The organism is Pandoraea sp. XY-2 (assembly GCF_004193915.1).
GTDB lineage: Bacteria > Pseudomonadota > Gammaproteobacteria > Burkholderiales > Burkholderiaceae > Pandoraea > Pandoraea cepalis.
On record NZ_CP030849.1, the window covers coordinates 1,383,122 to 1,407,337 of the forward strand.

Here is a 24,216-nt window from a genome sequence, read left to right on the forward strand (position 1 = left end):
GCAAGACCATGAAGACAATCGTGAGTAAGCTGTGGCGCCGCCTGGCCGGCGCTGCCGTCCTGACCGCGCTGGTGGCGGGCTGTTCGACGATGAATGTCGGCGACGCCCCGAATCTGCCCAAGACGGCCGCCTGGGCGATTCTGCCGATCGCCAATACGACGGAAACGCCGGATGCCGGCCAGCGCGCCGAGAGTATTGCCCAAAGCATTCTGGTCCAGAACGGCTTTACCGATCTGCATCGCTATGTCGGCGATCCGGACGGCGGCGATTCGCTCGTCGGCGGCAACAGCGCACAAGCGCGCATGCGTGCCCTGGAATGGGCGCGCAAGACCGGCGCGAAGTATGCGCTCTCGGGGGCTGTGACCGAATGGCGCTACAAGGTCGGCGTCGATGGTGAACCAGTGGCCGGCGTGACGTTCGATGTCATCGATGTCTCGAACGGCAGCATCGTCTGGAGCGCGACCGGCAGCCGCAGCGGCTGGAGCCGTTCGAGCCTGGCCGGCGTCGGTCAGACGTTGATTCGCAATCTGCTGGCACCGCTGGCGCAACGGTAACGGGCCGCATCGTGAAAACCGCGACTCAACAGGACGCTGCCATCGACGCGAAGCCCGTCGGCCCGGAACAGGTGCGACGCTCGGAGCCGTTCGGCAACGTGAGCACCTATGGCCGACTGATCGCGCCGGCCGTGGCGCGCCCGGTAGCGGTCTTCGAGGTGGTCACCGGCATGGCGCTCGCCGTGGCGATTGCCTGGCTGCTGCGACCCGGCGATCCGCTGCTCATCGGGCTGGGCTTTCCATGGATGTGGCTCGTCGCCCTGGTCATGGCGCTGCGCTACGGCGCGCTGCTCGGCGTGGTGGCGGGGCTCGTGCTTGCCGCCGTCTGGTACGGCTTGTATGGCTTGCATGGCGAGCCGTTCCCGGCGATGTTCTTCGTCGGCGGCTTCACGATGATCGTTGTTGGCGGGCACTTCTGCGACATCTGGGGCAACCGCGCGACCCGGGCTCGGGGCATCAACACGTATCTGAACGATCGCCTCGTCGCCATTACGAACAATCACTACCTGCTGCGTGTCTCGCACGAACGGCTCGAGCGCGATTTGCTCACCAAGCCGAGCACCATGCGCGACGCCATCATGCGATTGCGAGAACTGACGACCTCCAACGAGGCGGGCGCCGCGGCGCAAACGTTGCCCAACGCGCAGCCGATGCTTGAGTTTGCCGCGCTGACGTGCCAGATCGAAGTGGCGTCGGTCTTCCCGGTGCACCTCGGGCGGCTGGTGCCCACGGCGGTGGCGTGCGTGGGCGAGGCGTTCACGCCCGTGGAGAGTGATCCGCTCGTGCAGACTTGCCTGCGCGAAGGCACGCTCTCGCATGTGCGCGACGACGTGACGGTCGGCGAGGGGAGTGCGTATATTGTGTGCGCACCGCTCACCGACACGGACGGCAACATCAACGGCATGCTGATCGTGCGCCGCATGTCGTTCCTCGCGCTCAATCACGACAACCTGCAATTGCTGCTGGTGCTGCTGGCCTATTACGCCGACGGCGTGGCGCAGCAGGGCGTGGTGGCGAGCGTGCGCGACGAGGTGCCAAGCGTGCCCTACGACTTCGCGCTGGAGTTGGGACGCCTTGCTCGCATGAAGCGCCAGAGCGGCATCCAGTCGTCGCTCGTGGCGCTCGTTTTCCCGCGCGGCGCGAGCGGCGATTCGCTGTTCGAGCAGACCGTGCGTTCGCGCCGGGCGCTCGACGCCTTGTGGATTCAGTCAGGCCCTCGTCAGCAAATCGCCATCGCCCTGATGCCGATTACCGATGAGAATGGCATCGACGGGTACCTCATCCGCATTGAGAGCGCGCTGCGTCAGCAATACGGGCTGGATTTCCAAACCGGTCACGTGGCGGTGCACTCGGCGAGCGTGGACGAGCGCGCCCCGGGCGAGGGGCTGAGCAAATTGCTGGAGCGCTGCCGCGATCATGCTTAAAAAACTGCTGGCGATCACGCTCGGTATCCTGGCCCTGCTCGCGCAGGCCCAGGCGGTGCGCACGCTCTTCGAGCCGGCCTGGCGGATCGACCCGCTCGTGGTCTTCTTTGGATGGCAACTGCTCACGGCAGTGCTCACCGCGACCTTCGTTCGTTCGGTACTGCCAGAGCATTACCACGGGCGTACCGGGGCGTTTTGGCACAGCCTGGCGATCAGCTTGTTCATGCCGGTGGGCGGTTTGCTGCTGTTCCTCGGCGTGATGGCGATCAGCGTGCTGTTCCCCGCGCCGAAAGAGCTCGCCCGCTCCGGGGCCGTTGACCGCCCGAGTTCGTGACGTATCTGGTCTCGCGCGTCACGCACGGCGCCGGTGCGCGCCTGCGTGCGCGTTTGCGCAACACGCAAGGCACCAGCGAAGACCGCGTGGCCGCACTGGTGTCGGTGCAGGCCCTGCCGTCGCGGGCCACCGGCGAGATCATGCGTGACCTGCTGGCCGATCCGGTGGAAGAGATCCGGTTGCTCGCCTACGGGATTATCGACGGCGTGGAAAAGCAGATCATGCAGCGTATTTTCGACGCGCGCACCCAGCGCGATCGTGCTGAGAACGACGATGATCGTGCCGACGCGAACCATCGGCTCGCCGAGTTGTACTGGGAGCTGATTTATCAGAACCTCGTGCGTGGCGAGGTGTACCGATTCACGATGGAGCGCGTGGAGCGATTTGCCCGCGAGGCGCTCGCCCATCGCGAGAGCGATGCGGTCATGTGGTACCTGCTGGGCCGTTGCGCGCTGATGCGTCACGATCCGGAGCAAGCGGAACAGTGTCTGCAGCGTGCCGAGTTCCATCAATTTCCTGCGGACCGACTCGTGCCCTGGCTTGCCGAAGTCGCGTTCCTCAAACATCAATATGGACGGGTCGGGCAGATGCTCGCCGGGCTCGGGAATGGCACGGCCACCCCGATGCTGCAGCCCGTCATGCGTTTCTGGACCCGCTAATGCGTACCAACGAACGTCGCGCTGACTCGGCCGACATCGCTTTGCTGCTCGAAGGCACCTTCCCGTATGTGCGGGGTGGCGTGTCGTCGTGGGTGGATCAGATGATCCGCGCATTCCCGGACCTGACGTTTGCCGTCGTGTTCATCGGTAGCCGTCGCGAAGACTACGGCGACATGGTCTATCCGATGTACGACAACATCGTGCATTTCGAGGCGCATTATCTCTACGAATTCGAGGCGCCCGCGCCGATGCGCGCCGCCGAGGGTGACGCGCAGGCGTTCGAGAAGATGGAGAAGATGCATGACATGCTGCGTCGGCGCGACGACCTGGAAGGCATCGGCAAGCTGATTCACGACGTGATTCCGATGCTCGCCGAAGACGGCGAGATCAGCGAGGCCAATTTCCTGCACAGCCGGCGCTCGTGGGACATGATCACCGATCGCTACAAGAAGTACTGCCTGGATCCGTCGTTCACGGACTATTTCTGGACGATCCGGATCATGCACAAGCCGTTGTGGCAACTCGCGCGCATTTGCGACCAGTTGATCCCGGCCAAGGTGTACCACACCGTTTCCACGGGGTACGCGGGCTTCCTGGGCGCGTTGCTGCGCTTCAAGCACCAGCGTCCGCTGCTGGTCTCTGAGCACGGCATTTATACCAAGGAGCGCAAGATCGATCTGCTGCAGAGCCAGTGGATTCGAGACAACCGGGGCCTGTTCGAGCGCGACATCTCGCAGGTCGGTTATTTCCAGAACCTGTGGGTGCGCTTCTTCGAAGCGATGGGACGCGTGTGCTACGAGGCGGCCGACGAGATCACCGCGCTCTTCGAGGGCAATCGTCTGCGCCAGATCGCCGACGGCGCGCCCGAGCACAAGACCCGCAACACGCCCAATGGCATCTCGGTGGCGCAGTTTGCGCCGCTGCGCGAGCAGCGTCCGGCCGACATCCCGCCGGTGGTGGCGCTGATCGGCCGGGTGGTGCCCATCAAGGACATCAAGACGTTCATTCGGGCGATCTTCATCGCCAGCCGCCACATGCCGGGGCTGCAGGGGTGGGTGGTCGGCCCCGAGGAAGAAGATCCGGCCTACGCGCAGGAGTGTCGTGACATTGCGGCGAGCCTGGGGTTGGAGGACAGCCTTCGGTTCATGGGCTTTCAAAAGGTGTCCGACATCCTGCCGCAGGTCGGCGTCATGGCGCTGTCGTCGATTTCCGAAGCGTTGCCGCTGGTGGTGCTGGAGGCCTATGCGGCCGGCGTGCCCGTGGTGACGACCGACGTCGGCTCGTGCCGCCAACTGGTCGAAGGCCTGGGCGATGAGGATCGCGCCCTCGGGCCTGCCGGCAAGGTCGTGCAGATCGCCAACCCGGAGCAATTCGCCCAGGCGCTGCTCGACGTGCTCGAGCCCACCACCTGGCATGCGGCCCAGCGCGCGGCGATCGCGCGCGTCGAACGCTATTACACGATCACCCAGATGCAGGACGCCTATCGCAGTCTGTACGAGACACTGCTGGCGCGTCCCGCCGCCGGGGTGGTTGCGGGAGACCACTGATGGCCGGTATTGGCTTTGAACTTCGCAAGATTCTCCGGCGCGACACGCTGACCAGCACGCTGGCGGCCTATGGCTACGCCGGGGTCATCAGCGCGGGCCCGCTGATTCTCTCGATTCTCGGTATTCTGCTCATCGGCCTGATGAGCCTCGCGGTCGTGCAACCGCCGGGCCTCATCGTGCAGTTCCAGGTGTCGGTGACGTATCTGATCGCGTTCAGTCTCATCGTCACGGGCATACTTCAACTCTCGTTCACGCGTTTTCTGAGCGACCGGCTGTTCGAGCGGCGTCCCGATCTGGTGCTGCCGAACTACAACGCGGTCGCACTGGTCACGACGGTCGGCACGGGCATCATCGGTCTCATCCTCGCGCTGACCGTGTTCCGCGGCCAGTCGACGGGCTATCGGCTGTTGATGCTCACGGGCTTCGTGATCGTGAGCAATATCTGGATCGGCGTGTTGTTTCTCACGAGCGTGAAGCAATACCGTGCCGTGCTGGGGATCTTCTTCGTCGGCTACACCGTGACGGTGGTGAGTGCGGTGCTGCTCAACCGCTACGGACTCGAAGGGCTGCTCGGCGGTTTCGTCATCGGTCACCTGATCCTGCTGCTCGGCATGGTCTGTCTGATTCACCGCAACTACCGCACGGACGAATATCTGCTTTGGCAGGTCTTTGCGCGTCGCTTCTCGTATCCGTCGTTGATGTTCGTGGGTTTGCTGTTCAATCTGGGCATCTGGCTCGACAAGCTGATGTTCTGGTTCTATCCGGTCACCGGGCAGGACGTGATTGGCCCGCTGCGCGCGTCGGTGATCTACGATCTGCCGGTGTTCCTCTCGTACCTGTGCGTGATTCCGGGCATGGCGGTGTTTCTGCTGCGTATCGAGACGGATTTCGTCGAGTACTACGATCAGTTCTTCAACGCGGTGCGTACCGGCGGCACGCTCAAGTACATCGAAGAATCGCGCGACATGATGGTGCGCTCGGTCCGCACCGGTCTGTACGAAATTCTGAAGATCCAGGCGGTCGTTACGCTGCTGATCTTCGCGTTCGGCGACAAGCTGTTACGGCTCATCGGCATTTCGGTGCTGTATCTGCCGCTGCTGCACATCGACGTCATTTCCGCGAGCCTGCAAGTGCTTTTCCTCGGAATTCTGAACATCTTCTTTTATCTGGACCGGCGTGGCACGGTGCTGGCGCTCACTGCCGCGATGGTCGTCGCCAACGGCCTGTTCACGTGGGCCACGCTGATGCTCGGACCGAATGCCTACGGCTACGGTTTCGCGCTGGCGCTGCTGGTCGTCGTGATGGTGGCGATGCAGTTGCTCGATCGCCGGCTCGATGCGCTCGAATATGAAACCTACATGCTGCAACAGCAGCGCTGACACTGCCGCTGCCGATCGCCATGTCTGACAACACGACGCAACCGCACGCCACTTGGTGGCGCTGCCCACTGGCTCGATTCATGGGCGGGGTGGTGGGGGTCTTTGCCGGCTTCTTCCTCAACACCGCATCGGCGCAGCCGCCTGCCTTCGGGCGCATTGCGTTTTTCTATGGCGCGACGCTCGATCCGAAGGCGCTTGCCGGCTACGATCAGGTGGTGATCGAGCCCGACAACGGCTTCGTGCCGAAGGCCGTCGACCCGGCCACCGAGCCCAAGGGCCGGCGCTGGATCGCTTACGTCAGCGTGGGCGAAGTCTTGTCCACGCGCGACTACTACGCCGCGATCCCGAAAGCCTGGCGTATTGGCCGCAATGGCGACTGGAAATCGGAAGTGATCGATCAGGCCGCCCCGGGCTGGCCTCAGTTTTTCGTGGAGAAGGTCATCGCGCCGTTATGGGCCAAGGGCTATCGCGGCTTTTTCCTCGACACGCTCGATTCGTACGAACTGGTCGCCAAGACCGATGCCGAGCGTGCGCGTCAGCAAGCCGGGCTGGTCGCGGTCATCAAGCGAATTCGGCGCCGTTTCCCGCGCGCCGAACTGATTCTGAATCGCGGTTTCGTGCTGATGCCCGAGGTGCACGGCGACGTGGCGGCCGTGGCGTTCGAATCGCTCTATCGCGGTTGGGACGAGGGGAATCAGCGCTACGTGGCGGTGCCGGAAGACGATCGCGCGTGGTTGCTCGCGCGGGCGCGCGAAGTGCGCGAGCGCTACGACCTGCCGGTGATCGCTATCGATTACTGCGCCCCCTCGGATACCGAGTGCGCCAGGCAAGCCGTTGCGCAGATTCGCGCGCAGGGCCTCATTCCTTACGTGGGCGACGGTCACCTCATGCAGGTCAATCCCGCCGCGGCGCAGAACTGACGCAGCGCACCGCGCGAGACAACGAAGAAGGCGGAAGACAATCCCGGCGAGCCGTCATCACCACGCCGGACATCAGACAGGTCAACACGCAGGCGAACGCAACCGGCCATTCGGGCGGTGGCGTCGTGCTGCGCTCATCCAATTGATTGTTGAGGGGAAGTCATGTGTGGAATCGTGGGCGGCGTGGCACGCCGTGACGTGGTACCGGTGCTGGTCGAAGGACTGCGCCGTCTCGAATATCGTGGCTATGATTCGTGCGGCGTGGCCGTACTCGACGCAGCGCATCGGCTCACGCGCGTGCGCAGCGTGTCGCGCGTGGCGCAACTTCAGGCGCAACTGGCCGACGCGGCCATGGGCGCGGGACTGGGCATCGCGCACACGCGGTGGGCGACGCACGGCGCGCCGGCGACCGAGAACGCGCATCCGATCTTCTCGCGCGAACGGATCGGGCTGGTGCACAACGGCATCATCGAGAACCATGAGGCGCTGCGCGAAGCGCTGCGGGCCAAGGGCTACGAGTTCACGAGCCAGACCGACACCGAAGTCATCGCCCATCTGGTCGATGCGCATTTCGCGGCGAACGACGGTGGCACGCTCGTGCACGCCGTGCGTTCGGCCGTAGCGCAATTGCGGGGCGCCTATGCCATCGCCGTCATCAGCAAGGACGAACCGGAGCGCATGGTGTGCGCGCGTCAAGGTTCGCCGCTCGTGATCGGCTTTGCGGCGGATGGGCATTTCCTCGCTTCCGACGCCATGGCGCTCGCCGGTCACTGCGACCGGTTCATGTATCTCGAGGAAGGCGACGTGGCGTTGCTCACACCCGCGCGCGTGTCGGTGCTCGACGCGCAGGGCGTGGAGGTCGAGCGTTCGGTTCGCGCGATGGCGGCGTACCAGTCCGAAGTCTCGCTGGGACCGTATCAGCATTACATGCAGAAGGAAATCTTCGAGCAGCCGCGGGCGATTGCGGACACGATTGCCGATATCACCGAGTTTTCTCCGGCCTTGTTCGGCGAAGGCGCCGCCGACGTCTTGCCGCAGGTGAACGGTGTGCTGATTCTCGCTTGCGGCACCAGCTACTATGCGGGGCTCACCGCCAAATACTGGCTTGAAGCGCTCGCCGGCATTCCCACGCAGGTCGAGATCGCTAGCGAGTACCGCTATCGCGAGTCGGTGCCCAATCCGCAAGCGCTCGTCGTGACCATCTCGCAGTCGGGAGAGACGGCCGACACGCTTGCCGCGCTCAAGCATGCCCAGAGCCTGGGACACGATCGCACGCTGGCGATCTGCAACGTGGCGACCAGCGCGCTCGTGCGGCAGACGGCGATGTCGTTCATCACGCGCGCGGGCACGGAAATCGGCGTGGCGTCGACCAAGGCGTTCACCACGCAACTCGTGTCGCTGTTCATGCTGGCCGTCACGCTCGGTGTCGAGCGCAAGCGCATCGATGCGAACGAAGCGGCGCGCCACCTCGCGCAGTTGCGTCACTTGCCGGCGGCGCTCACGAGCGTGCTCGCGCTCGAGCCGCAGCTCATTGCCTGGGCGGCGCAATTTGCCGACGTGCCGAGCGCGCTGTTTCTCGGGCGCGGGCTGCACTATCCGATCGCCCTCGAAGGGGCGCTGAAGCTCAAGGAGATTTCGTACATCCACGCCGAGGCGTACCCCGCAGGGGAACTCAAGCACGGCCCGCTCGCGCTGGTCAGCGAGCAGATGCCGGTGGTGACCGTCGCGCCGAACGACGTGCTGGTGGAGAAGCTCAAGTCGAACATGCAGGAAGTGCGCGCGCGTGGCGGCGAACTCTACGTGCTGGCCGACGGCGATATGCGCATTGCCAGCGCGGACGGTATTCGTGTCATCCGCATGCCCGAGCATTACGGTGAGCTGTCGCCGGTGCTCCACGTGGTGCCTCTGCAATTGCTGGCTTATCATACGGCGTGTGCCCGGGCGCCGACGTCGACAAGCCCCGCAATCTGGCGAAATCGGTGACCGTCGAATAGCCAACGGATGAGATGCCTCAAGGGCAAAGCATGAATACACTCGGAACCATTCTCGTGACCGGCGGCGCCGGTTACATCGGCTCGCATACCTGTGTCGAGCTGCTCGCGCACGGCTATGACGTGGTCATTCTCGACAATCTGGTCAACAGCCATCGGGAGGCGGTGCGGCGCATCGGTGAAATTGCCGGGCGCGCCCCGATCTTTATCGAGGGCGACGCGTGCTCGAAGCCCGTGCTCGACGACCTGTTCACTCGCTTTGGCATTACCGGCGCCATTCACTTCGCCGCGCTCAAGGCGGTGGGGAGTCGGTTGAAATGCCGCTCACCTACTATCGCAACAACATCGACAGCCTGCTCACGCTGGTCGAGACCATGCAGTCGCATGGCGTCAAGGACCTCGTGTTCAGCTCTTCGGCGACCGTGTACGGCAATCCGGCAACGGTACCCATCGACGAATCGTTCCCGCTGTCGGCGACGAATCCCTACGGTCAGACCAAGCTCATGGCCGAGACGATCCTGAACGACGTGGCCAAGGCGGACCCGAGCTGGCGTATCGCGCTGTTGCGTTACTTCAATCCGGTGGGCGCACACGAGAGCGGGCGCATCGGCGAGGATCCCGCCGGCGTGCCGAACAACCTGATGCCGTTCGTGGCGCAAGTGGCGGTCGGCAAGCTCCAGCGCCTGCGGGTGTTCGGCGGCGACTGGCCGACGCCGGACGGCACGGGCATGCGCGACTACATTCACGTGGTCGATCTCGCGCGCGGGCACCTGGCCGCACTCGATGCGCTCAAGCAACGCGATGGCGGCTTCACGGTCAACCTGGGCACCGGGCACGGTTACACCGTGCTGCAGGTTGTGAAGGCGTTCGAAGCCGCGAGCGGCCAGCCGGTGCCGTACGAAATCGTCGAGCGACGCGCCGGCGACATCGGTAGCTGCTACGCGGCGACCGCGATGGCGCGCGATCTCATCGGCTGGGAAGCCGAATACGGTATCGATCGCATGTGCGCCGATCACTGGCGCTGGCAGATGCGCAACCCGAACGGTTATCGCTGAGCCTGGTGTTTCGTCTTGGTCGGCCGACGTGTCGAGCACGGGGAAGGGGGCACGGGTTCGACGCGTCGGTACGCGTCACGCAAACCTGCGGGCAGGGCGCGCAACGCCTCGCCGCCGTGCGATGGCTTACGGCAGATTCTCGCGAAAGATCACCTGGCTGCGATTCGCCTCGATGCCGGCGGACAGATCGCGTTTTTCGCGCAGATTGGCGAAGATGCGCACACAGTTCATGATGGCGCTTTGCGGGCTCTGGGTGATGACGGCATCCATCGAGCCGTCGATGAGCAGCGCGCGGGTGTCGGGCGTCAGTCCGTGCCCGATGAAGACGACCTTGTGTTGCATGCCCGCCTCCTTGAGCGCCTGCCCAACGCCTTCCGAACCACCGCCGATGTTGTAGATTGCCGCGAGATCCGGATGCTGTTCGAGCAGCGCCCGCGTCTGTCGGTAGTTGACCGCTTCGTCGTCGTAGCCTTCGCGAAGCCCGACGACCTGCATCTGCGGGTATTGCTCTGAGAAGAGCTGCAGAAATCCCGCCTCGCGTTCAACGTGCGCCTTGTAACTGAGCGAGCCCGCGATGAGCGCCACCTTCGCGTGCCGCTTCGCGCCGACGAAGCGCGCGATCAAATACGCCGCCGTTCGCCCTGCAGAGCCATTGTCCAACCCGACATAGGCGATGCGCCGCGAGTGCGACAGGTCGGACACCAACGTCACGGCCGCCACACCCTCGTCGGCCAGCGTGTCGACCGCCTCGCGCACTTTGGGATGCTCCAGCGGCATGAAGGCCACCCCGTTGCAGCCGCGTCCACGTCGCAGCAATGCGGCTGACAGTGCGTCCGGATCGAACCCCTGGATGAACTGGACGCGACAGTTCACGTGATACGGCGCCCATTGGTTTTGCGAGCACTGTACCCATTCGCCCAGCATGCGAAGGAACTTGCTGCTGCGACCGGGCAGGACGAACAGCACCTGCGTGGGAGGCACCGCCCGAACCGCTTCCAGTGCCGGCTCAGGCAGGTATTGCAGCTCACCGGCCGCATGCAGCACGCGCTGCACGGTCGTCTGCCGCACGCCCTCGCGGCGATGCAGAACACGATCGACCGTGGCCGTGGAAACGCCCGCCAGACGTGCGATGTCGGCCAGATTGGGCATGTTTCGTCTCATTCGCTTCCCCTCGATGTGATGTGCGGCGGCGGTCTCGCTTGACGTGCCATCGCGTCGACGATCACAGCATACTTCATCAAAACGCATCAAATCACATCATGATTCAGAGTTGGTCGATCATGGCGTTGCGACCTATCGTACGTCTTCAAGACATCCACGAACGTACCGCCAGGCCGGTACGCGAATGCACAGGAGACATTGTGATGGCAGCAGTCGGTGAGTCGGCGCCGCGTCGGTTGGCGGGACGCGTGGCGTTGGTGTTCGGCGCGGGATCGGTCGGCGATGGGTGGGGCAATGGCAAGGCGGCTGCCGTGGCCTATGCCCGCAGCGGCGCCAAGGTCGTGGCCGTGGACCGGGCGCAGCAAGCGGCCGACGTCACATGCCGTGTGATCGCCGACGAAGGCAACGACGCCGTCGCGCTGGCCGCCGATGTTACGCGCTGGGACGACGTGCAGCGTGCCGTGGCGTCCGCCATCGAGACCTACGGTCGCGTCGACATTCTGCACAACAATGTCGGCATTACCTCCCAGGGCGGGCCCGTGGAAACCACCGAGGACGTCTGGGATCGCGTGATGACGGTCAACGTCAAGAGCATGTTCCTCACGTGCAAGGCCGTGCTGCCGCTCATGGAGGCCCAGGGCAGCGGCGCGATCGTGAACATCGGCGCGCTCGGCGGCGTGCGCTGGACTGGCTATGCCTATTGCGCCTATGCGGCATCGAAGGGGGCGGTGAATTCGCTCACCCAGAGCGTGGCATTGCAGTATGCGGCCAAGGGCATCCGGGCGAACTGCATTCTGCCGGGCGTGATGGACACGCCGCACATCTATCAACAAATTTCCGGCTTTTACCCGAGCGCGCAGGCGATGGTGGAGGCGCGCAACCGTCTGTCCCCGACCGGTCGCATGGGGGATGGTTGGGACGTGGCAAATGCGGCCGTATTTCTGGCGTCGGACGAGGCGCGCTACATCAACGGCGTGGAATTGCTCGTCGACGGCGGCATGCACGTTCGCTGCAACTGACGCCACGCCGCCGGGAGGATCAATCGGCGAACGGGGTGTCGGCATTTCGCGCCGTCGCGCTTAACGCCGCGCCGACGCTTGTGTAAAAAACCATAAATCAGGAGACATGCGCATGACCGACTCAACTTCTCAGGGCCGACGCAACATTCTGCGCGCGCTTTCCGCCTTGCCCGCACTGGGTGTCGCGGGCGTTGCCGGTGTGACGGGCGCGCTGCCGCGCATGGCGCGTGCCGCGGCGCCGGCATACGTGTTCAAGTACGGCAACAATCTGCCGGTCAGCCACCCGCTGAACGTGCGGGCACAGGAGGTCGCGGCGCGCATCGCTTCGGAGAGCAAGGGGCGCATGGAACTGCGCATCTTCCCGAACAATCAGCTCGGCGGCGACACCGACATGCTCGCGCAAGTGCGCAATGGCGGTATTGACATTTTCAACGCCGGCACGATGGTGATTGCGACGCTCGCGCCGATCAGTGCCATTACGGCGGTCGGCTTTGCGTTCTCCAACTACGACCAGGTGTGGCACGCGGTCGACGGCAAGCTCGGCAACAGCATTCGCGAGACCTTCGCGAAGACGGGGCTCTACACCTTCGAGAAGATGTGGGACAACGGCTTCCGCCAGATCACCAGCGGCAACAAGCCCATCACGAAGGCGACCGATCTTGCCGGCATGAAGATTCGCGTGCCGGTGAGCCCGATGGGCATTTCGCTGTTCAAGTCGCTGCAGGCGTCGCCGACGAGCCTTCAGTTCAGCGAGGTCTACTCAGCACTGCAGACGCATGTTGTCGACGCGCAGGAGAACCCGCTCGCCATCGTGGAGACGGCGAAACTCTACGAAGTGCAGAAGTTCTGCTCGGTCACGAACCATAGCTGGGACGGCTATCACCTTGTCGTGAATGGCCGTTCGTGGCGCGCGCTGCCGGACGACCTCAAGGTCATTGCCGCGCGGGCCTTCAACGAGGCCGCGATCCAGCAGCGCGAAGACGTCTACAAGCTCAACACGGGCCTGCAGAACGCGCTCTCGAGCAAGGGGCTCGCGTTCAATGCCGCTGCGCCGGAGACGTTCCGCGCCCAGTTGCAGAAGTCGGGCTACTACACCGAGTGGAAGAAGAAATTCGGCCCGGAAGCGTGGGCGCTTCTCGAAGCGACGGCCGGCAAGGTGGCCTGAGATGACTCCCCGTCCTGCGCATTCCCCGCACGGCGCGCCCGCCGGGGACTCGCTGCCGGCGAGCGGTGCCGCCGACCTGCCGTTGCATGGCTGGCGGGCGTTCGTCGGCAGCCTCGATCGCGCCATCGGTTGGCTCACGGAGATTCCCGCGGCGCTGCTCGTGCTCGCGGACATCCTCGTGATGCTCGCCGGGGTCATCGCCCGCTATGTGTTCCATGCCCCGCTGGTCTGGGGCGACGAACTCGCCGGCATCCTGTTTCTCTGGATGTCGATGCTCGGCGCCGTGGTCGCGTTGCGGCGCGGCGAGCATATGCGCATGACGGCGTTCGTCGGCAAGGCATCGCCGTCGACACGGGCATTCCTCGACGTGTTGGCGATCGCCGCCGCGCTCGCGTTCCTGCTGCTCATCGTGCATCCGGCGTACGAGTACGCGTCGGAGGAGGCGTTCGTGATCACGCCCGCGATGGAGATCAGCAACGTCTGGCGCGCGGCGGCGTTGCCGGTTGGCGTGGCCTTGATGCTCGTGGTGAGCGTATTGCGGCTGCTGCGCACCGCGCCCGCCGCGCGGGTGATCCAGGCCGTAGCGCTGGTGGGCGTGGTGTGCGTCGGCTTCTGGCTGCTCGGACCGGTGCTGGCGCCGCTCGGGCGCTGGAATCTGGTCATCTTCTTCGCGGGTGTCGTCGGGGCGTGCGTGTTCGCGGGCGTGCCGATCGCGTTCTCGTTCGCCCTGGCGACCTTCGGCTTTCTCGCGCTGACGACGCACACGCCGATGGTCGTGCTCGTCGGCCGGATGGACGAAGGCATGTCGCACCTGATCCTGCTGGCGGTGCCGCTGTTCGTCTTCCTCGGGTTGCTGATCGAGATGACGGGCATGGCGCGGGCGATGGTGCAGTTTCTCGCGAGCCTGCTCGGTCATGTGCGTGGCGGCCTGAGCTATGTGCTCATCGGCGGGATGTACCTGGTGTCGGGTATCTCCGGCTCCAAGGCGGCCGATATGGCGGCCATCGCGCCCGTGCTGTTCCCCGAGATGAAGAAGCGCGGGGCGGATCCCGGCGATCTCGTGGCGTTACTCTCGACGACGGGCGCACAGACCGAGACCATTCCGCCCTCGATCGTGCTGATCACCATCGGGTCGGTGACGGGGGTGTCGATTTCGGCGCTGTTCACCGGGGGCTTGCTGCCCGGCGTGGTGCTCGGCATTGCGCTGTGCAGCGTGGTGTGGTGGCGTTATCGCCACGAGGATCTGTCCGGTGTGGAGAAGGCGAAGAAGGGCGATGTGTGGCGCGCCTTCGTGTACGCATTGCCGGCGGTGGCGCTGCCGTTCGTGATTCGTGCGGCGGTCGTCGAGGGCATTGCGACGGCCACCGAGGTATCGACCATCGGCATCGCATATTCGGTCGTGGCGGGCTTGCTGCTCTATCGCAGGTTCGACACGCGGCGGCTGCTGCCGATGCTGATCGAGACGGCAGCCTTGTCGGGCGCGATCATCTTCATCATTGGTGCGGCGACCGGCATGGCGTGGGGACTCACGCAATCGGGCTTCGCGCAGGACTTCGCGGCCGCGATGGAACGCGTGCCCGGTGGAAGTGCGGGCTTCATCGTGGTGTCCATCGTCGCCTTCATCGTGCTGGGCAGCGTGCTCGAGGGCATTCCGGCCATCGTGCTGTTCGGACCGCTGATGTTTCCGATCGCCCGCGCGGTTGGCGTGCACGAGGTGCATTACGCGATGATCGTGGTGCTCTCGATGGGGCTGGGGCTGTTCGCACCGCCGTTCGGCGTGGGGTATTACGCCGCCTGTGCCATCGGCAAGGTCGACCCCGCGAAAGGCATGCGGGCGATCTGGGGCTATCTCGCGGCGCTCATCGTCGGTTTGATCTGCGTGGCGGCAATTCCCTGGATCTCGATCGGCTTCCTTCATTGACGAAGCCGCCGACACCGACGACACCGACGACACCACGGCGCGGCAAGTGAACCATGCAGTGGTATGCATCACCACATTCAAGGATGGCGGCGGGCGCGGTCGATGCGCCTCGCGTGGCGCCGCCCATCCGGACCTTACGCAAAAGACGATTACAGAGAAGACCATGAGCAGATTCTTCGGCGAGATTCGCCAGGTGGCATACCTTGTGCCGGACATCGAGGCGGCAATGACCTATTGGTCGAACGTACTCGGTGTCGGGCCGTGGTACTACAACCCCAAGGTGCCGATCCGCAACTACACCTACCGCGGCGAGCGCTTCGAACCGCACAACGCCGTGGCGCTGGCGAACGCGGGCGGGTTGCAGATCGAATTGCTGCAGATCCGCAACGACGTGCCGTCGATGTACCGCGACTTCCTCAATGCCGGGCGCAGCGGGGCGCAGCACGTGGCGTACTGGACCGAGGACTTCGACGCCGATCTGGCGCGCGCGCGCGACGCCGGGTTCGAAGTCTGCATGAGCGGTGAAGTCGGCGAGAACGGCCGCTTCGTTTATTTCGAGGACCGCAGCGCCGACCCCGGCTGTCATCCCGGGACGACGATCGAGCTGTCCGAAGTCGCCGGCCCGAAGGGCAAGCTCTTCACGATGATTCGCGAGGCTGCGGCCGCCTGGGACGGCACCGATCCCGTGCGCGCCTTTCCGGACCTCACGACGCTATGAGCGCGACCCTGTCTGCCACCTATCTGATCGAGACGCCGCTCGATCCGCGCAAGGTCGCCGAAGTCATGGCCGGCGAGCAGTCCTGCGGCACATTTACCCGCGTGGCGGGAGAGACGGATGCGCTGCGTGAGCGCGCGCGCGCCGTGGTCGAAGCGGTCGACCTCGTGGGCGACGTTGCGCAGCCGTCGTTGCCGAACGCCTTTCTCGAGCGCAAGGGCATCCGTGGCCCGTGGCATCGGGCCCGTGTTCGGATAGCGTTTCCGTATGACAACGTCGGCGTCAATCTGCCAACGCTCGCCGCCACGCTTGCGGGCAATCTGTATGACCTTGGCGAAGTGACGGGCATGCGGCTGGAGCGCATTGCGTTGCCGGCGAGCTACCGACAGCAGTTCGACTTTCCGCGCTATGGCATCGCAGGCACGCGCGAGGCGACGGGCGTGCGCGAAGGCGCGCTGGTCGGCACGATCCTCAAGCCGAATGTCGGCATGAGCGCCGCGGAAACGGCGGCGCTGGTCGCGCGACTGTGCGCGGCGGGCGTGGACTTCATCAAGGATGACGAAGTGTGTGCCAACCCCGTGCACGCGCCGCTCGCGCAGCGGGTGCCCGCGGTGATGGCTGCCGTACGCGAGCATCGGGCGCGCACCGGCAAGCAGGTGATGGTGGCCTTCAATATCACCGACGAAACGGATGCGATGCGACGTCATGCCGATCTCGTGACGCGCGAAGGCGGCAATTGCGTCATGGTGAGCCTGAACTGGTGCGGATTCTCTGCCGTGCAGACGCTGCGCCGTCACACCGATCTGGCAATCCACGCGCATCGGAACGGCTACGGTGCGATGTCGCGCGATCCGATGCTGGGCATGGGCTTTCAGGCCTATCAAACCCTCTGGCGACTGGCCGGTGTCGATCACATGCATGTGCATGGCCTGCAAGGCAAGTTCGCGCAGGCCGACGAGGAGGTGATCGAGTCGGCGCACGACTGCTATGCGCCGCTGGCCGTCGATGCTGCCGAGCAGGACATCGGGCGAGACCAGGTGATGCCGGCGTTCTCGTCGGGGCAATGGGCCGGCACGGTGCCGGCGACCTGGCGCGCCGTCGGCCGCGACGATCTGCTCTTCATGGCGGGCGGCGGCATTCTGGCGCATCCCGATGGCCCGGCGGCGGGCGTGCGGAGTCTGCGCGACGCTTGGGCGGCGGTGCGTGCCGGCCAGTCGCTCGAAGAGGCGTCTCGCGATGCGCCCGCGTTGGCGGCCGCGTTGCGATTCTTTGGCCATTGACCGGTGCTGCCATGCCTATCGAATCTCCGGCGGATATGACACATCGTCCCCAACTGCTTTATTACGGCGATGACTTCACCGGTGCGACGGATACCCTGGCGAGTGCGGCACGCGCAGGCTTGCGCAGCATTCTGCTGTTCGCGCCCCCGGATGCGGCGCGTCTCACGACGCTCGGGCCACTCGATTGCCTGGGAATCGCCGGCGTGTCGCGCTCGCTCGCGCCGGCCCGCATGCGTGAAGAGCTGGCGCCGATTGCGGCGCTGGCCCGGCACTTGCAACCCACGGTGCTGCATTACAAGACCTGCTCGACGTTCGATAGCGCGCCGGAGGTCGGAAGCATTGGCGAGGCCGTGAGTGTGTTGTCGTCGTCGATGCCGAGCCCATGGGTCGCGATCGTCGGGGGCCAGCCCAATCTTGGCCGCTACTGCCTTTTCGGCAATCTCTTCGCTGCGGCCGGCGTGGGCGGTGAAGTCGTACGCATCGACCGGCATCCGACGATGAGCCGTCATCCGGTGACGCCGATGCATGAAGCCGATCTGCGGCGTCATCTGGCGCAGCAGGGCCTGAACGATATCGGTCTCGTGCCTTGGACATGCTACGACACTCCGCCGGGGGACGACGTTGGGGAGACCGCTGCGACGAATGTCGTGTCGGCGCGTGTCGACGCGTTACGGGCCGAGGGTGTGGTCAACGTGCTCTGGGACGTGGCCCGGCAGGGCGACTTGCCGCAGATCGGCGCGCAGCTCTGGGGCGCGGCGCGGCGCTCACCGCTGCTGGCCGTAGGGCCGAGCAGCGTGACGCAGGCGCTGGCAAGCGCGATGTCGCGAAGCGGCGAGGCAGTGAATGACGATGTCCCGCCGGCGAAGGGTCCGGTGCTGGTGCTGGCGGGAAGCCTGTCGCCGGTGACGGCGGCCCAGGTGACGGCCGCGGTGTCGTTCGAGGTCGTGCGCCTCGACGCCGCCCGACTGATCGAGCCGGATGGTCGCTACTGCCGCGAGGCCGCCGCGCAACTGGCCACGCATCTTCGCGCCGGACGCCACACGCTCGCCTGCACCGTGCCGTTCGCCGACGCATCGACTGAATCACCCCCCAACCGTCGACGCAGAATCGGGCGGTCCCTGCGCTGGCATTGGCGCAAGCGGGCGGGCGGCTGCTCAGGCAGGTGTTGGACGAGGTGCCCGTCTCCCGCATGGCGATTGCCGGCGGTGACACGTCGAGCCACGGCGTGCGCGCGCTCGATGCCTGGGGGCTGGCTTACGCGGGCATGGTGTCGCCGGGGGCGCCCTTGTGCCGGCTTCGCAGCGATGCGCCAGCGCTCGACGGCATGGAGATACTGCTCAAAGGCGGGCAGATGGGCGGGGTCGATCTGTTCGAACGTCTGGTGCGTGGCACATCGTCACGCAACGAGTCACTCAGTTCTTGAAGGTTTTCGCCGTCTCCTCGGCGGCGAATCTCAGCTCCGGCTCGAAGGCGAGGAGATCGTCGAGCGTCAGCCGCCCGATGGGGGCCTGCACCGCAATGGCCGCGCAGGCGCGATTGCGGTTGAGCATGACCGGCACCGCAATCGCAATCAAGCCCTGCAAGTGTTCCTGATTGTTGATGCCCATCTTGCGCCGGCGCGTGCGCTCGAGTTCGGTGCGAAATTCACCGCGGTCGGTCAACGTCTGCTCCGAGAATTTGCGCAGCGGCAGGGTTTCGATCAGCCGTTCACGCCGTTCCTTCGGCAGGAAGCTCAGTAGCAGCTTGCCGCTGGCCGAGCAGTGCATCGGCACGTGCGAACCCGGCTGCAGGTGCATGCGCAGCGGCCATTCCGTCTCCACACGATCCACATAAATCACGTCGTTGCCCGAGAGCATCGTGAGGTTGCACGTCTCGCCGATACGCGTGACCAGTTGCTCGAGCAAGCCGTGCCGCGCGGCGGCGGCGCCGGTCTGCATCAGCACGTTGATCGCCAGCGCACGAACGCGCGGCGAGCATTCGTAGCGGCGGTCGTTGGCGCTGCGCGTGATGAGCCAGGCGTCCTTGAGCTGGGTGAGGATGCGATGCACCGTCTGCTTCGGCAAATCCAGCGCGTTGACGAGATCCATCATCGAGAGCGGCCCGCCAGCCGTCGCCAGGGTCTCGAGCACGCGGAACGCCCGCACCGCGGCTGCGTTCGATTGATTCGATGCCGTCATGTTGTCTCCTGATGCCATGCCTCGCGCAGTCCCGGTCTGCCGATGCGACGGGTTCCGACTCGCCGCACCTGCGACTCCCACATTCCGGCTTCGCTGTTTAACGTGATTTTGCATCGTTTTCATCGCTTTTGCGGACCACACCGGTCCCGAATATCGAGACGACCGATACACCTGTCCAATGTGTCCGGTTTGTCCGGGAATTTGAGACCTGCGACACCACCCGGTTGGCTAGATTGGAGTCGCGAACCCAAGCCACAACCGGCGCCTTGCGCATCAGGAGACATCACATGAATTCACGGGCCTTCGGAGCCATCGTTCCTCCAACCGGCACCCGCGCCGACGCGCTTGCGCAGCAGGACGTCGACGCTCAGGTCGCGGCACTCGTCGCCCGCGCGCAAGCGGCGCAGCGCGACTTCGCGAGCGCGGGGCAACACACGCTCGACATGGCGGCCAGCGCGGCGGCGTGGGCGATCATGGAGCCGTCGCGCAATCGCCAACTGGCCGAACTCGCGGTGCGCGACACCGGACTCGGCAACGTCGACGACAAGTTCCAGAAGAACTTCCGCAAGACACTCGGCCTGCTGCGCGATCTGCACGGGCGCAAGACGCATGGCGTCATCGCGCGGGACACAGAGAAAGGCATCGTAGAGATTGCGCGTCCGGTGGGCGTCGTCGCGGCCATCACGCCATCCACCAACCCCGCGGCCACCCCGCGAACAAGATTGTCAACGCGCTCAAGTGTGGCAATGCGGTGATCGTCGCGCCGTCGCCCAAGGGACATTCGGCGTGCGCGTTATTGCTCGGATTCATTCACGCGGAACTCGCCAAGGCCGGGTTGTCGCCGGACCTCGTGCAGATGCTGCCTGCGCCGATCACCAAGGCCGCCACGGCGGCGCTGATGCGTCAGGCGGACCTGATCGTCGCCACCGGCTCGCAGGCGAACGTGCGCATGGCCTATACGAGCGGCACGCCGGCGTTCGGCGTCGGAGCGGGCAACGTGGCGTCGATCGTGACGGCCAGCGCAGATTTGACCGATGCGGCGGGCAAGATTGCGCGCTCCAAGACCTTCGATAACGCGACGAGTTGTTCGTCGGAGAACAGTGTCGTGATCGAAAGCCCGGTCTACGACGCCATGATCGACGCGCTGCGTGCCGCCGGCGGCGTGCTGCTGAGCGCCAGCCAGAAGCGCGCACTTCAGGACGTCATGTGGGTGGATGGCAAGCTGGCGGGCGGCTGTACGGCGAAAGCGGCGCAAACGATCGCGCAGTTGGCCGGGCTCGACGACGTGGCGGCACAGCAACCGGCGTTCCTGATGGTCGAGGAGTCGGGCGTGGGCGCCGATCATCCGTTCTCGGGCGAAAAACTCTCGCCGGTACTCACGGTCTATCGTGCCGGGAACTTTGCCGAGGCGGCATCGCTCGTCGAGCGGATCTACGCCTACATGGGCGCGGGCCATTCCGTCGGACTGCATGGGTCGGATCCGGCGCAGGCGGTGACGTTGGCCGAGACGTTGCCGGTCGCACGCGTGATCGTCAACCAGGCGCATTGCTTCGCAACGGGTGGTAATTTCGACAACGGCCTGCCGTTCTCGTTGTCGATGGGCTGCGGCACCTGGGGGAAGAACAATTTCACCGACAACCTCGGCTTTCGTCAGTACCTGAACGTGACACGCGTGGCGTTCCCCATCGCATCGGCCGTGCCCGACGTCGACGATCTGCTGGGCGACTATTTCGGGAGGGTCGGACGATGAACGCGCCCATGAATCTGGCGTCGGTCGCCGACGTCACAGCCCACGAAACCCAGAGGACGCCGCGCACGCTGCGCGAGCTCATCGACACCCAAGCCGACGCGTTCGGCCAAAAGACCTACCTGCTGACGACCCGCGAGACGGGCGACGACACCGTCACGCTCACCTTTACCGGCTTGCGCGACGATTGCCGCGAACTCGCCCGACGATTTGCCGCCGCCGGACTGCGCCAGGGGGACATCGTGTCGGTCTGCATGGGCAACGGCCTTCAGACGGCACGGTTGATTCTCGCGGCGATGTACAGCGGCCTGATCGTCAACCCGATCAACCTGCTGTGCCAGCCTGCGCAGATGGAGTACATCGTAGAGCACTCGGACACACGGCTGATCTTCGTGTCCGAGGCGATGCTGCCCGCCATCGCGCAAGCGGTGGACGCGTTGCGCGCGCAAGGCATGACGCGACCCGTGGCGCTCGTCTGCACTTCGCCCGAGGCGACAACGTTGCCCGAGATTGCCCCGCTGACGCAACTTGCCGGGCCGGTACCGTCGGAGATGCACGGCGTCGCGTTGCTCATGTACACGTCGGGCACGACAGGCGTGCCGAAAGGGGTGATGCTCACGCACGGGAACCTGCTGGCCAACGCGGGGTTCATCAGCGCGGAGCATTGTCTGACGCCGGACGACCGTGTGCTCGCGTCGCTGCCGCTCTATCACATCAACGGACTCGTGGTCACACTGCTCGCGCCGTTGTTTCACGGCGGCTCGGTCGCGATGGCGCCGCGCTTTTCGGCGCGCACGTTCTGGCGCGACGTGACGGCCGCGCAATGCTCGTGGATCAACGTGGTGCCGACCATCGTGGCCTATCTGCTCGAAGGCGAGGTGCCGGACCGCACCGCGCTGGCGGCGCTGCGCTTTTGCCGAAGCGCCTCGGCGGCGCTACCGGCGGATCACCATCGAGCCTTCGAGGCGCGCTTCGGTATCGGCATCATCGAGACGATGGGCATGACCGAGACGGCGGCCCCAGTGTTCAGCAATCCGCTCGACGCGACCCGCCGACGCGTGGGCAGCATCGGCTTGCCGTCGGGCGGCGAAGCGAAGGTGATCCGGCGCGACGGCGCACCGACGGCCCCCGGCGAGACCGGCGAACTGGTGTTGCGCGGCGCACAGGTCATGTGCGGTTACTACAAGCGCCCGGACGAGACATCGGCCACCTTCACGGCCGATGGTTGGCTGCGTACCGGCGACCTTGGCTACTGCGACAGCGACGGGTATTTCTATATCACCGGACGTGCCAAGGAGTTGATCATCAAGGGCGGCGAAAACATTGCGCCGCGCGAGATCGACGAAGCCCTCATGCGTCATCCGGGCGTGCTGGAGGCGGCTGCGGTAGGGGTGCCGGATCCCGCGTATGGACAAGACATCGTGGCGTTCGTGGTGGTCCGCGAGCGGGGCAGTGACGCCAACGGCAGCGACTGCCCGCCGCCCGATGCGGTGGCGCTTCGCGAACACTGCCTGCAAACGCTGGGGCGCTACAAGACGCCAAAGGAATTTCGTTTCGTGACGGATTTGCCTCGTGGCCCGTCGGGCAAGGTGCAACGCCTCAAGCTGCTGAAAAGCTAACGCGCGGCAGCGCAAGGACGCAAGCTCAAGACCCAAGACCCAAGACCCAAGACCCAAGACTCAAGAAAGACCCACGGCCCGCGAGGGCAACCCGCTTCACTTTGCAGGACACGATCGCATGCGCAAGACGCGTGTGACGTAAATACATAGGAGACAACATGGACAAGCGCACCGGTCGCGTGAAGACGCGCCACATCATCCTGGCGGTCATGTGCCTGATGTATTTCATCTCGTACATCGATCGTGTCAACATCGCCGTCGCCGGCCCGTTCATCCGACAGGAGATGGGGCTGACGACGGTGCAACTCGGACTCGTGTTTTCAGCGTTCGCCTATCCGTATGCCGCGATGCAGATCTTTGGCGGGTGGCTGGCTGACCGTTTCGGGCCGAAGCTGGTGCTCACGGTGCTCTCGCTGATCTGGGGCGCCGCAACGCTGGCTACCGGGTTTGCCGGCAGCATCGCGACGCTGGTGGCGTTGCGCTTCGTGCTGGGCGTAGGCGAGGGCGGCGCGTTTCCGACGGCCACGCGCGCCTTCACGTACTGGATGCCGGTCAGCGAACGCGGCTTCGCGCAGGGCATCACGCACAGCTTTGCTCGCCTGGGAGGCGCCATCACGCCGCCGGTAGTGCTGGCGATCGTCGTGGCGTTCGGCTGGCGCGAGGCGTTCATCGTGCTCGGGGTGGTGAGCCTCGTCTGGACGATGCTCTACATGAAGGTGTTTACCAACACGCCGGAGCAACATCGTCGCATCACGCCCGAGGAGACGGCCGAGATCGGCTACCGAGCGGGCGATTGCGAACGGGCGAAACGTGCGTCGACGCCGTGGCGCAAGCTCGTGCGTCGCATGTGGCTGGTGACGTTCGTGGACTTCTGCTATGGCTGGCTGCTGTGGGTGTACCTCACGTGGATGCCTTCCTATCTGCGCGAATCGCAGGGCTTCGATCTCAAGCAACTCGCGTTGTTCACGTCGCTGCCGCTGCTCGCCGGCGTCATTGGCGACACGCTCGGTGGCGTGGTCTCGGACAAGCTGTACAAGATGACCGGCCGGTTGCGCCTCGCGCGGGTATCGGTGATGGTGGTCGGCATGGGCGGTTCGCTGGCGTTCCTGTTGCCGATGACGCGGGTGTCCGATCCGATGGTGGCGGTGTTTTTGCTCTCGGCATCGTTCTTCTTCCTCGAAATCACCAACCCGGTGCTCTGGACGCTGCCGCTCGACATTGCGGGCAAATATGCGGGCACCGCGGGCGGGATGATGAACACCGGCTTCGGCCTTGCCGGCATGATTTCGCCGGTGGCGTTCGGGTACCTCATCGAGACGACCGGCAGCTACAACGTGCCGTTCGCGATCTCGGCCGCGTTGCTCGGGGTGGGCGTGATTGCGGCACTGTTCATCGACACGAGCAAGACCGTCGAGAAGGATGAGGAAGCGGCGGAGCGCGAAGCGATCGCTGGAGCGGCTGACGCCGCGCCGGCCTGGGTCGGGGTCGGACCGCAGCGACATCCGCTGCGCCGGCCGTTGCGGTGGCGCCGGTAAGGGGGGCGGCGGCG

At 65.1% G+C, this 24,216-nt stretch carries 17 protein-coding genes and 4 pseudogenes; 19 read left to right on the forward strand and 2 right to left on the reverse strand.

Features of this window, described 5'->3' with window-relative positions:
• Positions 1-8: 8 nt before the first annotated feature.
• From DRB87_RS06340 to galE, 9 genes and pseudogenes are all read left to right on the forward strand, one after another.
• The gene (locus DRB87_RS06340) at positions 9-554 is read left to right on the forward strand and encodes a penicillin-binding protein activator LpoB (protein WP_130025275.1); all 546 of its coding nucleotides are present in this window, start codon (positions 9-11) and stop codon (positions 552-554) included.
• A gap of 11 nt (positions 555-565) precedes the next feature.
• On the forward strand, positions 566-1,978 hold the full coding sequence (locus DRB87_RS06345) for a PelD GGDEF domain-containing protein (protein ID WP_017235434.1): 1,413 nt from the start codon (positions 566-568) through the stop codon (positions 1,976-1,978).
• Complete coding sequence (locus tag DRB87_RS06350; protein WP_130025276.1) at positions 1,971-2,312, forward strand: hypothetical protein; 342 nt, start codon at positions 1,971-1,973, stop codon at positions 2,310-2,312. Before DRB87_RS06345 ends, DRB87_RS06350 begins: the two co-directional genes overlap by 8 nt.
• Positions 2,309-2,971 carry a hypothetical protein gene (locus DRB87_RS06355; RefSeq protein WP_130025277.1) on the forward strand — a complete coding sequence of 221 codons (663 nt, stop codon included), beginning with the start codon at positions 2,309-2,311 and terminating at the stop codon, positions 2,969-2,971. Before DRB87_RS06350 ends, DRB87_RS06355 begins: the two co-directional genes overlap by 4 nt.
• The gene (gene pelF / locus DRB87_RS06360) at positions 2,971-4,518 is read left to right on the forward strand and encodes a GT4 family glycosyltransferase PelF (protein ID WP_130025278.1); all 1,548 of its coding nucleotides are present in this window, start codon (positions 2,971-2,973) and stop codon (positions 4,516-4,518) included. The genes DRB87_RS06355 and pelF overlap by 1 nt, the downstream gene beginning before the upstream one ends.
• The gene (pelG, locus tag DRB87_RS06365; RefSeq protein WP_130025280.1) at positions 4,518-5,897 is read left to right on the forward strand and encodes an exopolysaccharide Pel transporter PelG; all 1,380 of its coding nucleotides are present in this window, start codon (positions 4,518-4,520) and stop codon (positions 5,895-5,897) included. Before pelF ends, pelG begins: the two co-directional genes overlap by 1 nt.
• A gap of 20 nt (positions 5,898-5,917) precedes the next feature.
• On the forward strand, positions 5,918-6,817 hold the full coding sequence (locus tag DRB87_RS06370; protein ID WP_240756207.1) for an endo alpha-1,4 polygalactosaminidase: 900 nt from the start codon (positions 5,918-5,920) through the stop codon (positions 6,815-6,817).
• A 162-nt stretch (positions 6,818-6,979) separates the two neighbouring features.
• A pseudogene (gene glmS / locus DRB87_RS06375) lies at positions 6,980-8,811 on the forward strand (glutamine--fructose-6-phosphate transaminase (isomerizing)).
• 30 nt (positions 8,812-8,841) lie between these two features.
• Positions 8,842-9,863, forward strand: a pseudogene (galE, locus tag DRB87_RS06380) (UDP-glucose 4-epimerase GalE).
• Positions 9,864-9,989: 126 nt separating this feature from the next.
• Here galE and DRB87_RS06385 read toward each other — a convergent pair.
• On the reverse strand, positions 9,990-11,012 hold the full coding sequence (locus tag DRB87_RS06385; RefSeq protein ID WP_017235441.1) for a LacI family DNA-binding transcriptional regulator: 1,023 nt from the start codon (positions 11,010-11,012) through the stop codon (positions 9,990-9,992).
• A 215-nt stretch (positions 11,013-11,227) separates the two neighbouring features.
• Here DRB87_RS06385 and DRB87_RS06390 point away from each other — a divergent pair, with 215 nt between their 5' ends.
• The 7 genes and pseudogenes from DRB87_RS06390 to DRB87_RS24145 all read left to right on the forward strand — a co-directional run bounded on the left by DRB87_RS06390 (position 11,228) and on the right by DRB87_RS24145 (position 18,547).
• Positions 11,228-12,043 (forward strand): SDR family NAD(P)-dependent oxidoreductase, encoded by an 816-nt coding sequence (locus tag DRB87_RS06390; protein ID WP_130025282.1) that lies wholly within the window; start codon positions 11,228-11,230, stop codon positions 12,041-12,043.
• 112 nt (positions 12,044-12,155) lie between these two features.
• On the forward strand, positions 12,156-13,208 hold the full coding sequence (locus DRB87_RS06395; RefSeq protein ID WP_130025283.1) for a TRAP transporter substrate-binding protein: 1,053 nt from the start codon (positions 12,156-12,158) through the stop codon (positions 13,206-13,208).
• A gap of 1 nt (position 13,209) precedes the next feature.
• Positions 13,210-15,129 carry a TRAP transporter large permease subunit gene (locus DRB87_RS06400; protein WP_130025285.1) on the forward strand — a complete coding sequence of 640 codons (1,920 nt, stop codon included), beginning with the start codon at positions 13,210-13,212 and terminating at the stop codon, positions 15,127-15,129.
• Between the two features lie 163 nt (positions 15,130-15,292).
• A complete protein-coding gene (locus tag DRB87_RS06405) occupies positions 15,293-15,847 on the forward strand; it encodes a VOC family protein (protein WP_026132269.1) in 555 nt (184 codons plus the stop codon).
• Entirely contained in the window at positions 15,844-17,124 is a 1,281-nt protein-coding gene (locus DRB87_RS06410) for a ribulose-bisphosphate carboxylase large subunit family protein (RefSeq protein WP_130025286.1), read from the forward strand. The genes DRB87_RS06405 and DRB87_RS06410 overlap by 4 nt, the downstream gene beginning before the upstream one ends.
• A gap of 35 nt (positions 17,125-17,159) precedes the next feature.
• A pseudogene (locus DRB87_RS24140) lies at positions 17,160-17,873 on the forward strand (four-carbon acid sugar kinase family protein); the annotation flags it as partial.
• 425 nt (positions 17,874-18,298) lie between these two features.
• A complete protein-coding gene (locus tag DRB87_RS24145) occupies positions 18,299-18,547 on the forward strand; it encodes a nucleotide-binding domain containing protein (protein ID WP_370363630.1) in 249 nt (82 codons plus the stop codon).
• Here the strand turns inward: DRB87_RS24145 and DRB87_RS06420 are convergent.
• Positions 18,537-19,301: an IclR family transcriptional regulator gene (locus tag DRB87_RS06420; protein WP_017235448.1), complete on the reverse strand. Its 765-nt coding sequence runs from the start codon at positions 19,299-19,301 to the stop codon at positions 18,537-18,539. The two genes, DRB87_RS24145 and DRB87_RS06420, sit on opposite strands and share 11 nt — an antisense overlap.
• A gap of 287 nt (positions 19,302-19,588) precedes the next feature.
• Between DRB87_RS06420 and DRB87_RS06425 the strand changes: the two are divergent.
• The 3 genes and pseudogenes from DRB87_RS06425 to DRB87_RS06435 all read left to right on the forward strand — a co-directional run bounded on the left by DRB87_RS06425 (position 19,589) and on the right by DRB87_RS06435 (position 24,202).
• A pseudogene (locus tag DRB87_RS06425) lies at positions 19,589-21,051 on the forward strand (aldehyde dehydrogenase family protein).
• 8 nt (positions 21,052-21,059) lie between these two features.
• Positions 21,060-22,667, forward strand: a complete 1,608-nt coding sequence (locus DRB87_RS06430; RefSeq protein WP_130027763.1) for an AMP-binding protein — start codon at positions 21,060-21,062, stop codon at positions 22,665-22,667.
• Positions 22,668-22,825: 158 nt separating this feature from the next.
• The gene (locus tag DRB87_RS06435) at positions 22,826-24,202 is read left to right on the forward strand and encodes an MFS transporter (RefSeq protein ID WP_130025288.1); all 1,377 of its coding nucleotides are present in this window, start codon (positions 22,826-22,828) and stop codon (positions 24,200-24,202) included.
• The last annotated feature ends 14 nt before the right edge of the window (positions 24,203-24,216 follow it).